Raw genomic sequence first — 11,661 nt, forward strand, 5'->3', positions numbered from 1 at the left:
GCTCGGGAACGCTGGTATTGTTGGCGCCTGGGTCTTGCGAAGTCAAATAAGTGCTTGATTTATAAGAGTATTTATATATTTTGTCGAAACTGACACAAACCGTTTTTCAGCCCTTTCCCAGCGTAGAATCGCGCTGATTGACCGCCCACCCCTCAGCCACGCGCCAGTGACCACCAGCCACATCCTCATCGTCGAAGACGACATCGAAATCCGCGAAGCCCTTGCCGACTTTCTGAACGGCAAGGGCTACTCCACCCATCAAGCGGGGAGTGTCGAGGAGGCCCTGGCGTGCCTGGCGCGCACGTCCGTGGACCTGGTGCTGCTGGACATCATGCTGCCGGGCGAAGACGGCCTGGCGCTGTGCCGTCGTTTGCGCGCCGCCGGTGCGGCCCAGGGGCCCCGCATCATCATGGTCACCGCGCTGATCGAACCCACGGACAAGGTGGTCGGGCTCGAGCTGGGCGCGGATGACTATGTGTCCAAGCCCTTCGATCTGCGCGAGTTGCTGGCTCGCATCCGTGCCGTGTTGCGGCGTCCTGTTGTCGAAGAGGGCGCCGGGACCGGTCGTCCGATCGCACCGGCCATGGCGTACAAGTTCGCCGGTTTCGCGTTCTTTCCCCAGCATCGTTATCTGCGCTCGCGGGCCGGCGTGCGGATACCGCTGACCGGCGCCGAAACCGATTTGCTGCTGGTGTTCTGTCAGCATCCCCGCAAGGTGCTGGCGCGCGAGGAGCTGTTGAACCTCACGCGTGGCGATGGCGCGCCGGTGGCGGTGCGCTCGATCGATTTGCTGGTCAGCCGCTTGCGCCGCAAGCTGGCGGGCGACGATCCGCTGGAAGACCCCATACGTACCGTGCGTGCCGATGGCTACGCGCTTCATTACGAAGTCACTGCTGCCTGAGCGGCCGCGACAAAGGAGAACAAGGCGATGTTGCGCCGCTTTTTCAGTACTACCCTGGGCCAGATGTCGGCCATCATCGCCTGTTCTTCGGTGGCGACCTTCGTGCTGTTCGCCGGGATTCTGTCCTATATAGGATCGCCACCGACGCCGCCCTGGCCGTGGCCCGAGGCCTATCGCATCGCCACCGTCGCCAACGTCCTGCGCAAGATGCGCGTGGCCGACCGGCCCGCGGCGATGGCGGCGGCGCAGACGCAGAACATGTCGCTGACCTTCGCGGACTTTCCGCGCCCGTGCGAGGGCCATAGCCTGGACACCCGGGAGATGGAAAACATCCTGCGCGCCAATATCGAGAACGCCGACACCTTGATGGTGCTGGGCTGCGACGCGGAATCGTCGGTGTCCAAGTTCCAGGTCCTGGTGCCGCTGGATGGCCGGGTGCTGGAAATCCGCGCCGACCGGGTCAGCCGCATGCCGCTGCGCTTCACCTTCCCTTTTCTTACCGCGCTGGCGTTTCTGTGCATAGGCGTGGTGGCCATGTCGACCTGGGCCGTATGGCGCGTCATACGGCCCTTGCGCCGCTTGTCCGAGAAGGCGGATGCCTTCACCCACGACGTGGCCGTGGTCGAGCCCCTGGCTTTGCAGGGACCGTTGGAAGTCCGGCGTGCCGCGCAGGCTTTCAATCGCATGCAGGAACGCATCGCCGGTTTCGTGCAGAGCCGCACGCGCATGCTGGCCGCCATCAGTCATGACTTGCGCACGCCGCTCACGCGCATGCGGCTGCATGTGGAAACGGGCCGTGAAGACACCATGCGGCCGCGCCTGTTGCGCGACATCACGCTGATGCAGACGATGGTGGACTCTGCTTTGTCCTTCCTTAGCAGTGGCCTGGACAATGAAACGGGGGAATGGCTGGACGTGGGCGCCTTGTTGTCCACACTATGCGACGAATACGAGGAAACGGGGGCGCGGATCCGGTATGACGGCCGCGCCGACATCCGGGTGTATTGCCGCCCCAATGCCATGCAGCGTGCGTGCGCCAATCTCATCGAGAATGCGCTGGCGTACGGGGATAACGTCGTGGTCGATGCTGTCGTCGAGAACGACGAGGTGCTGATCACGGTCAGCGATGACGGTCCTGGAATCCCGGCGCAGCGGCTGGAAGAGGTCACCGAACCTTTCGTGCGCCTGGATCCGGCGCGCGCGCAGCGTCCTGGCAGCGTTGGCCTGGGCCTGTCCATCGTCGCCGAAATCGTCCGCGCGCACGGCGGCCGCCTGACCCTCGAAAACCGCCGCCCCGCCGGCCTCTGCGCCCGCATCCGCCTACCCCTGGACGCCCCCCGCTCGGCCTGACGGCCACCACCGAAGGCGCCGACCGCATCCCTGCCTTCATTGAGGATGCCGCCGCGCTGCAGGCGTCCGCGCTTCATCGAAGGCGCCGCCGCGCCGACAACGATCAGCGCTTCATCCAAGGCACAGCCGCGCCGCAGGCGGCCCGCCTTTCATCGAAGGCGCCGCGACGCCAGCGGAGGCCCGTCCCTCTCATCAGCAACGTCGTCGCGCCGCAGGCGCGACGACACCCCCCCGCGGGTCGCGGGGAAAGTGGCCTTATAACGCGATCACAACTGGCTATCCCCATTAATACCAGCCAAATCTATGATGTGGCATCCCATCCACCCCGTGATGCCATGCCCACACTCACCGACGATCTCAAGACCCGCATAGTCCAGGCCGTAGACGAGGGCTTCGCCGCCCAGACCGATCTGCTGGCGCAACTGGTCAGCATTCCCTCGCAACGCGGCGAGGAAGCCCGCGCGCAGGATTTCATGGCGACGCAATACGCCCGCCGCGGCTACGCCGTGGACCGCTGGCGCATCGACGTCGACGCCATCCGCGGCATGCCAGGGTTCTCGCCGGTCGCCGTCTCCTATGACGACGCCTGGAACGTGGTCGGTGCCCATCGCTCCCGCACGGCCAAGGGCCGCTCGCTGATCCTCAACGGCCATATCGACGTCGTCCCGGTCGGACCCCGCGCGCAATGGAGCCGCGATCCCTACGACCCCGCCATCGTCGACGGCTGGATGTACGGCCGCGGCGCGGGCGACATGAAATCCGGATTGATCGCCTGCATGACGGCCCTCGATGCCCTGCGCACCCTGGGCCTGCAACCCGCCGCCGACGTCTACCTTCAATCGGTGGTGGAAGAAGAATGCACCGGCAACGGCGCCCTGGCCTGCCTGCAACGCGGCTATCGCGCCGACGCGGCCTTCATCCCGGAACCCCTGCTGCCCATGCTGATGCGCGCCCAGGTCGGCCCGATGTGGTTCCAGGTGCAGGTCGAAGGCGACCCCCAGCATGCGTCGGCCGCGTTCTCGGGCGCGGGCGCCAATGCCATCCAGAAGGCCATCTTCCTGATCCAGGCGCTGGACGAACTGGAACAGCGTTGGAACGGCCGCAAGCACGAGCACACGCATTTCTGCAATCACCCGCACCCCATCCGCTTCAATCTGGGCAAGATCGCCGGCGGCGACTGGCCGTCCAGCGTGCCCGCGTGGTGCACCTTCGACATGCGGGTGGCGGTCTATCCGGGGCAGAGCCTGGAAGCCGCCCGCGCCGAGATCGAAGCCTTCGTGGCCGAAGCGGCGGCGCGCGATCCCTTCCTGGCGCAACATCCGCCCAAGGTGATCTATCACGGCTTCATGGCGGAAGGCTACGAGTTGAAGGACGCCGACGAAGTCGAAGGCGTGCTGCGTGCCAGCCACGAACGCGTGTTCGGCGAGCCCTTGCAGGAGTACGCCACGTCGGCAGCCACCGATGCGCGCTTCTATGGCCTGTACGCGGACACGCCGGCCATCGTCTACGGGCCGGAATGCCGCATGCCGCACGGCTATGACGAGGCGGTCAACCTGGAATCGGTGCGCAAGGTCACGCAGACCATCGCGCTGTTCGTCGCCGAATGGTGCGGCCTGGAATCGTGTGAAGAATGAGCTTTCCATTTAAAGGCGCCGTGCCGGTAACGGACCGCGGTGCTTCGTCTTCGGACGAGGCGGCCACCCAGAGCGTCTTCACCGCGGAGCCGCCGCGCCTGCAGCTGGACGACGTGGTGGCCATCGCCTGGCACGTCTACGGCCTGCGCGTCGACGCGCAGTTGCTGAGCAGCGAGCGCGACCAGAACTTTCTGCTGCGCGTCGAAGACGGCCGCGCCTATGTGTTGAAGGCCACGCATCCCGCCGAGGATCCCAGGGTCACGGACTTCCAGACCCAGGCCCAGCTGTACATGATGCGCGGCGACGCCGGCTTGGCCATCCCCCAGCTCCATCCCACGCGGGACGGCAGCTGGGTGTACTGGCACGAAGGGCCGGCGGGTGTCCGGCGCGCCATCCGCCTGATCAATTTCGTCGCCGGCACGCCCCTGTGGCAGGCCGGGCGCACCCCCGCCCAGCGCGTCGCGCTTGGGCAGGCCCTGGCCGCTTTCGATCTGGCCCTGGCCGGCTTCGACCATCCCATGGCTGACCATGAATTGCTGTGGGATCTGCAGCACGCGGGCAGCGTGGCCAGGCTGCTGCGCTTGATCGAAGCCCCCGACCGGCGCGCGCTGGCCGAACGGCAGATGGCGCATTTCCTGGAAAACACGCGGCCCGCGCTTGGCCGCCTGCAACGCCGCCAGGTCATTCATAACGACCTGAACGCGTACAACGTCATGGTGGCCCAGGACGACGCCGACCGGATCGCCGCGCTGCTCGATTTCGGCGACATGGTGCGGGCGCCGCTGGCGCAGGACCTGGGCGTGGCGGCGGCCTATCAATTGGAGGACGCCGCCGATCCGCTGACGCCGGCGGCTACGACCTTGATCGCGGCCTATCATCGCGCGCTACCCTTGAGCGAAGACGAACTGGTGCTGCTGCCGGACATCATCGCGGCGCGCCTGCTTATCACCGTCGCCATCACCGGCTGGCGGGCAAAAGAACACCCTGAAAACCGCAACTACATCCTGCGCAACAACGGTCTGGCCTGGACCGGCCTGACCCGCCTGGCCGCCCTGGCGCCAGGCCAGGCGCAAGACATCGTGCTGCGCGCCTGCCGTGGCGCCGCGCCGGCACGGCTGGAAACACGAGGAGAATCCGCATGAGCAATCAGACTCGCAACGACGCAGTGAAAGCAGGGGGCAAGGATCCCGCCATGCTCAATGCCTTCGATCCGGCCGCGGCCGCCGCGCTGCCGGCTACCGAGCGCGCCATGATCGAGCGCCGCCAGCGCCTGTTGGGCCCGGCCTACCGCCTGTTCTATGACAAGCCCCTGCACATCGTGCGCGGCGAAGGGGTCTGGCTCTACGGGCCGAACGGCGAGCGCTATCTGGATGCCTATAACAACGTCGCGTCCGTGGGCCATAGCCACCCGCGCGTGGTGCAGGCCATCGCCGAGCAGGCGGGCACGCTCAACACCCACACGCGCTATCTGCATGACGGCGTGCTGGATTACGCCGAACGCCTGCTGGCCACGCTGCCCAGGCCCTTGTCGCAGGTGATCTTCACCTGCACCGGCAGCGAGGCCAACGACCTGGCGCTGCGCGTGGCGCGCGCCCATACCGGCGGCACCGGCGTCATCGTCACGCAACTGGCCTATCACGGCGTCACGGCGGCGGTGTCCGCGGTGTCGCCGTCGCTGGGGCAGTCGGTGCCGCTGGGCCTGGATACGCGCACGGTGGCGGCGCCCGACAGCTATCGGCGCAATCCCGCGACCCTCGGCGCCTGGTTCGCCGCGCAAGTGCAGACCGCCATCGACGACATGCGCCGCCATGGCATCCAGCCGGCGGCCTTGCTGGTGGATACGATTTTTTCGAGCGATGGCGTCTACACCGAGCCGCCCGGCTTTCTGGCGCCGGCGGTGGCGGCCATGCGCGCGGCCGGCGGCGTGTTCATTGCCGACGAAGTGCAGGCGGGTTTTGCCCGTACCGGCAGCGCGATGTGGGGGTTTCAACGGCACGGGCTCGAACCGGATATCGTCACCATGGGCAAGCCCATGGGCAACGGCCATCCGGTGGCGGCAATGGTGGCGCGGCCTGACGTGCTCGAACGATTCGGGCGCCAGGCACGCTACTTCAACACCTTCGGCGGCAATCCCGTGTCCTGCGCCGCCGCGCTGGCCGTGCTGGACGTGATCCGTGACGAAGGGCTGCAGGCCAACGCCGCGCGCAGCGGCGAGTATCTGCGTCAGGGCTTCCGCAAACTGGCGGAGCGGCACGCGTGGATCGGCGACGTGCGCGGCGATGGCCTGTTCATCGGCGTGGAACTGGTGTCCGACCGGGAAAGCAAGACGCCTGCCAAGGAAACGACGCATCGCTTCGTCAACCTGATGCGTGAGAATCGCGTGCTGCTCAGCGCCACCGGCTTGCACGGCAACGTCCTCAAGCTGCGGCCGCAACTGCCTTTCGGCATCGAGCACGCGGACATCCTGCTGGATACGGCGGACAAGGTGCTGGCGCAGCTGTAAGCCGCCGTCAGGCTCTGCCCCCGCGCGCCCGTACCGGCGCGACAGCCTTGTCCAGCGCCCGCGCGAAGCGGGCGACGCCGTCGTCGATGCGCGCCGCCGGCACGCCGCCATAACCGAGCACCACCGCATTGCGGTCCTTCGTGTCATGCTCGGGCAGGAAGTGCGGAATGCCCAGCACCAGGTCTTCTTCCTCCGCCGCCGCGGCAAGGCGGGCGACGGCCACCCGGCGATCGAGCCGCGCGTAGACGTGCAATCCCGAACGCGCCTCGGACAAGGTGACCAGCCCGCCGACGCGCGTTTGCAAGGCCTCGCGCAGCAGGTGCTGCCGTTCGCCATACTCCACCCGCATCCGCTTGATGTTCTGCGCGAAATGGCCGTCGTTCATGAAGTCCGCCAACGCCGCCTGCAGATGCAGGTGGCCAGGCCGGTACAGGCGGGCACAGGCCTGCGCGCAGGCATCGGCGATATGCGGCGGGACCACGATGTAGCTGAAGCGCAGGCCCGCGAACATGGTCTTGCTGAACGTGCCCATGTAGATGACGCGGCCGTCGGTATCCAAGCCTTGCAGCGAGGGAATGGGCGCGCCGTCGTAGCGGAACTCGCTGTCGTAGTCGTCCTCGATGACCCACAGGCCCGCCGTGCGCGCGGCCTGCAGCAATTCCAGGCGGCGCGCCAGGGGCATCACCACGCCGGTGGGATATTGGTGCGATGGACTGGTCAGGACCATGCGCGCGCGGCGGGGCATGGCTGTGTCCGCCAACGCCAGCCCTTGTGCATCCAGCGTGGCCGCCTGTACACGCAGGCCGGCGGCGTCAAGCACCAGGGGAAAGGCCCAATGGCAGGGGCTTTCCACCAGGGCCGCGTCGCCGGGATCGGTGAGCAGGCGCGCGCACAGGTCTACCGATTGATGGGTGCCCGCCGTCAGGATCACCTGTGCGGGCTCGCACACGACCGAACGGGATATGCGCAGATAGTTGGCAATGGCCTGGCGCAGGGGCAGGAAGCCGGCGCCATCCTTGGCATAGCCGGCCAGGGACAAGTCGGACTTGTTGAGATGGCGCGCCACCAGCCTGCGCCAGACGTGGAAGGGGAACAGGCCGGCGTCGGCGATGCCGGGAACGAAGGCGCCGGTGTGCTGGCCAAGGCCGCCGCGGCGGCTGCCGTTGGCGCTGCCGCGCGTCGACAGGCCGGGCCGATGCCGTTGCAGCGCGGCGGGCGATCCGGCCGTCAACGGGCGCTCGACCGTGCGCTCGACAAACGTCCCGCTGCCGCCGCGCGAACTCAGATAGTTCTCTGCGATCAGCCTGTCATACGCCAGCGTGACGGTGATGCGGGAGACGCCGATGTCAGCCGCCAAGGCGCGCGAGGACGGCAGGCGTTGGCCCGGCTGCAGCGTGTGATCCAGCACGCAGCGCCGCACGATGTCGTAGATCTGCCGCTGCAATGCGTGTTCTGATGCGCGGTCGAGCGCGCCGGCCAGCAAATCGGATAGCAGGACTTCTTTCATGATGTCGGCGCAGTGGCTCTATGGAACGTCCCTTGGGTGCGTCCAAGATATAGCCACCAGCCGACCGCGTCAACGTCACGGCCAACGTCACCGTCAATGCAGATTGAACACCCAGCAGCGCAGGCTCTTGCGCGAGATGCGGCTGTTCACCACCCGCACGCCCAGGAAATTCGGGTAGCGGCTGCGCTTGAGCTCGTTCCGCAGCTCCGGCGTCAGGTGCAGGGAGCTGTCTTCCTCGCCCAGCACGCCGCGCAGATGGCGGAAATTCAAGGCCAGGAAGCGGTCCGAACGGCGTGCGTGGTTGATCTCCGCGCCCCCCATCAGGCGCGCGAACACCGCGCGCCAGAACTGATCGAGCGCCGGCGACTGCGTGCTGCGCGGGCCGACGGGGAAGGCGCAAAGCTGGCTCAGCTGCGCGCGGATGATTTCCCGTTCGATAAACGATTCCGCCTGCCGCAGGGAAACGTCCATGGCGTCCATCTGCGTCTGCATGCGCTTGAACTGACGCTTCAAGGTGGCGACGTCATCGCTCGCGGTGTTGCTATGCAGGAGCAGGCTCCACTGTTCGAGCAAGGTGACGAAGCCTTCTTGTTGAAGCACCGCAAGACGGTGGCGCTGTACGGTGTCGGTCGTATGCTGCGCCAGCCGATGCAGCCACAACGCCACCGCGCCCATCGGCAGGGCGTTGCTGTCGCTCAAGGGCGGGGCATAGGGCAAGGGCTTGAGATGGCTGCCCAGATCCTCGTCCTGGGCAATGCGGCGCAGTTCCTGCTCGCTGTCGAGATGCATGGCCGCGCAGAGCGGCACCATCGCGACCTGGATAGTCTTACCGTCATGCGCGCAGGGCAGGCGAATGTCAGCAAACTGGGTATCGACAATTTCGGTGATCATGGTGAGAGAGTCCTCCGACACTAGCCATCGTGCTCAAATCACCTTTGACGCATGCTCAATACATGCCGTCATCGGATGCAGGTCATGCTAAAGACCTGCGCCAAAAGACCGCTTTCTTTTTGAGCACGACTGTTTTGATTTCATGATCTACGTAATGCGGCGTGAAAAATGGAGACAGAAGCGGGCTGATAGCGGTTTTTGAGCCGTAATATGCGCGTCGGCGTATAGGTTTAATTCGAACGATGGAGATATGTAGTGAGTGGATGTAGACCAAAGTATGAGATCGCATCGGCCAGCGCTGTTGCGGGGACTGTCGATACGGCCGCCGTGGACGCGGAGGCGTTGACGCTGCGTCAGGCGACGCAGGCGGATGTGCCCTTGCTGATGGATCTTCGGCGCGCCACCATGCTGGCGCATTTGCGCAGCGCCGGTGCGCCGGATGATGAAGCGAGCCTGCTGGCGCGCGTTGAATACCGATTGGAAGACGCGCGGCTGGCGTATCTCGGCGATGAATTCATCGGCCTGTTCAAGACGCATCCCATGGAAGATGCGTGGATGCTGGTACAGGTGCAGATCGCGCCGGCGCGGCAAGGCCAGGGTTGGGGCGCGGCGTTGATCCGCCGCCTGCTCGATCGTGCCGGGGCCGAGGGTCGTTCAGTGGTGCTGCATGTCCTCAAGACCAACCCGGCGCGGCGGCTCTACGAGCGCCTGGGTTTCGTGATCGAGCGGGACAGCGATAACGGCCTGGAATATGTGATGCGATGGAAGGCGGGGGGAGCTTGAGCGCTCCCCCGTGCGCTCAGCCCAGCTTCACGTCGACGGTATGTTCGACCTGCGGCGGCTGGGCGAAATGGCTGCTCACCAGGGTGCGCCATTCCTGGAAGTCCGCGGACTCGCGGAAATCGACCATATGGTTCTCCACCGTTTCCCACAGCACGTAAAGACGGTAGCGGGTGGGATGCTCCACTGACTTGTGCAACGTTACGCCTTTGCAACCCTTGGCGCGCAGGAACAGGGGCTTGGCCTTGGCCACGCCGGCTTCGAACGCGGCATTGCTGCCATCCTTGATTTCGATCTGGGCGATTTCCGTAAACATGCGGTCTTCCTTTTTTATGAATGGTGGTGGGGCCGCGGCGCCGGGCCGCGCCGGAGCATCTTACGCCTGCCGGGGCAGGCGCGCGCCTTGCGGGGACAGCTTGCCTACAATGGGAGTGCTTTTTGCGCTCGTTTCATTGCTACAGGAGAAATCGTGATGTCGTTCCCCTTCCCGCCGCGCCGCCTGGCCGCCGCCTATAGCGCCGCCGCCGGTGCCCTTGCCTTCGCCGTCATCCTGTCGGGTTGCTCCACGACCACCGGCCATGCCAAGGCAGAAGGCGCGGCAGCGGCGCAGGCCGCCACCACGTCGGATTCCCTGGCCGAAACCACCTGGGAACTGGTCAGCTGGACCGACGCCAATGGCAGCGCCATGGCCGTGCCTGGTAACAATGGCAACCCGCCGGTCGGCCTGGCTTTCCTGGCCCACAAGGGCAAGGACTATCGCGTCGCGGGGTTCTCCGGCTGCAATCGCTACATGGGCAACTACCGGCTGGAAGGCGGCAAACTGAGCATTACCGTGCCGGCCGCCACCCGCATGGGCTGCCCGTCGGAGCAGTTGGCCGGGTTCGAAACCGCTTATTTGAAGGCCCTGGGCCGCATCTCCACCTTCACCCTGGACGCCGCCGGCGCGCCGCGCAAGATGACCCTGAACATGCAGGAAGGGGGCGTCATGACGTTCAAGCGCGGCGAGGACGCTCCCACCCGCCTCTGACGCGGAAATCTGCACGATCCGCCCTTAAGCATCATGATCGGTATCGCTTTGTCAGGCGCGCCGTCGCGGCGGCGGCGCGCGCCTAAAATAGCGCTTTGCGCACGGGCGGTCCGTCCGTGCTTTGCCGCCGTTTTTACTGCATCAGGGGCCGTCCCCCGTGACGAGGCCCTTGCGATATCCGCATCAGGAGTAACGCCCATGCTTCATACCCGCGATCGGGTCCCCCTGCGTCGTGGCCGCCGCTTGAGCGCCTTGTTTGGCGCCGCGGTGCTGGCCAGCCTGGCCCTGGCCGGCTGCACCAGCCAGTCCGCCTGGCGCGCCAGTGCGAATTCGCCGGTTTTCCAGCCCGCCAACGGCAATGATTTCCTGGCCCAGACCAGTTGGACCCTGGTGCGCTGGACGCATCCCGGCGGGGCCTTGCGTCCGGTGCCCACCAACGACCCGCGTAATCGCCCCATCACCATCACCTTCACCCGCGAGGGCGCCGAGCCGCGTGTGACGGGGTTCGCGGGCTGCAATACCTTCACCAGCAGCTACACGGTGTCGAGCACCCAGACCCTGATCCTGACGTCCGATCCGGCCGCCACCCGCATGGCCTGCGCGCCGGCCGATCGTGCGCCGCTGGAACGTGATTTCCTGGCCGGCCTGATCCGCATTACGGGGACGTCGGTGGACAACTATGGCAATCCACGGCTGATGAGTCTGGCGCTGGCCAACGGCGACATCCTGAATTTCGAGCGCCGCATCGACCCCGTCATGGGCGGCAGCAACGGGGCGACCAAGCTGGTGTACGTCAATTCCCAACGCGTGCCGTGCGACGCCGGCGTGCTGCGGACCACCTGCTATCAGGTGCGCGACAGCGACAATCAGCCGTGGCAGTACTGGTACGGCGACATCAACGGCTTCCAGTACCAGCCGGGCAGCATCTATCGGCTGCGCGTGCACGAGACGCCCGTGCTGAATCCGCCGCCGGACATGCCGGCGGTGCAGTGGACCTTGGAAAGCGTGATTGAGCAGCGCGTGGTCGGGCATTGAGACCGGGTATTGAGATTGGTCATTGAGATTGAG

Annotated in this window: 11 protein-coding genes; 8 read left to right on the forward strand and 3 right to left on the reverse strand. The window is 66.1% G+C overall.

Annotated elements, in window-relative coordinates:
• The first annotated feature begins 166 nt into the window (after positions 1–166).
• The 5 genes from ASB57_RS25430 to ASB57_RS25450 all read left to right on the forward strand — a co-directional run bounded on the left by ASB57_RS25430 (position 167) and on the right by ASB57_RS25450 (position 6,388).
• Entirely contained in the window at positions 167–901 is a 735-nt protein-coding gene (locus tag ASB57_RS25430; protein WP_057654694.1) for a response regulator transcription factor, read from the forward strand.
• A gap of 27 nt (positions 902–928) precedes the next feature.
• Positions 929–2,251 (forward strand): ATP-binding protein, encoded by a 1,323-nt coding sequence (locus tag ASB57_RS25435; protein WP_057654695.1) that lies wholly within the window; start codon positions 929–931, stop codon positions 2,249–2,251.
• Between the two features lie 335 nt (positions 2,252–2,586).
• Positions 2,587–3,885 (forward strand): ArgE/DapE family deacylase, encoded by a 1,299-nt coding sequence (locus tag ASB57_RS25440; protein ID WP_057654696.1) that lies wholly within the window; start codon positions 2,587–2,589, stop codon positions 3,883–3,885.
• Positions 3,882–5,027 carry a phosphotransferase gene (locus ASB57_RS25445; RefSeq protein ID WP_082621834.1) on the forward strand — a complete coding sequence of 382 codons (1,146 nt, stop codon included), beginning with the start codon at positions 3,882–3,884 and terminating at the stop codon, positions 5,025–5,027. The genes ASB57_RS25440 and ASB57_RS25445 overlap by 4 nt, the downstream gene beginning before the upstream one ends.
• 50 nt (positions 5,028–5,077) lie before the next feature.
• Positions 5,078–6,388, forward strand: a complete 1,311-nt coding sequence (locus tag ASB57_RS25450; protein ID WP_057656439.1) for an aspartate aminotransferase family protein — start codon at positions 5,078–5,080, stop codon at positions 6,386–6,388.
• A 7-nt stretch (positions 6,389–6,395) separates the two neighbouring features.
• On the opposite strand, the gene ASB57_RS25455 is transcribed toward ASB57_RS25450, so the two are convergent.
• Entirely contained in the window at positions 6,396–7,895 is a 1,500-nt protein-coding gene (locus ASB57_RS25455) for a PLP-dependent aminotransferase family protein (RefSeq protein WP_057654697.1), read from the reverse strand.
• A gap of 93 nt (positions 7,896–7,988) precedes the next feature.
• Positions 7,989–8,786, reverse strand: a complete 798-nt coding sequence (locus ASB57_RS25460) for a hypothetical protein (RefSeq protein WP_057654698.1) — start codon at positions 8,784–8,786, stop codon at positions 7,989–7,991.
• Between the two features lie 327 nt (positions 8,787–9,113).
• On the opposite strand from ASB57_RS25460, the gene ASB57_RS25465 reads away from it, so the two are divergent.
• A complete protein-coding gene (locus ASB57_RS25465) occupies positions 9,114–9,569 on the forward strand; it encodes a GNAT family N-acetyltransferase (RefSeq protein ID WP_231755251.1) in 456 nt (151 codons plus the stop codon).
• 16 nt (positions 9,570–9,585) lie between these two features.
• Here ASB57_RS25465 and ASB57_RS25470 read toward each other — a convergent pair whose 3' ends face one another.
• Positions 9,586–9,882 (reverse strand): antibiotic biosynthesis monooxygenase, encoded by a 297-nt coding sequence (locus tag ASB57_RS25470; protein ID WP_057654699.1) that lies wholly within the window; start codon positions 9,880–9,882, stop codon positions 9,586–9,588.
• A 156-nt stretch (positions 9,883–10,038) separates the two neighbouring features.
• Here ASB57_RS25470 and ASB57_RS25475 point away from each other — a divergent pair, with 156 nt between their 5' ends.
• Positions 10,039–10,593, forward strand: a complete 555-nt coding sequence (locus ASB57_RS25475) for an META domain-containing protein (protein WP_057654700.1) — start codon at positions 10,039–10,041, stop codon at positions 10,591–10,593.
• A gap of 198 nt (positions 10,594–10,791) precedes the next feature.
• Complete coding sequence (locus ASB57_RS25480) at positions 10,792–11,628, forward strand: META and DUF4377 domain-containing protein (RefSeq protein WP_057654701.1); 837 nt, start codon at positions 10,792–10,794, stop codon at positions 11,626–11,628.
• Positions 11,629–11,661 lie beyond the last annotated feature (33 nt).

Source organism: Bordetella sp. N (genome assembly GCF_001433395.1).
In the GTDB taxonomy this organism is placed as follows: Bacteria; Pseudomonadota; Gammaproteobacteria; order Burkholderiales; family Burkholderiaceae_B; genus Bordetella_C.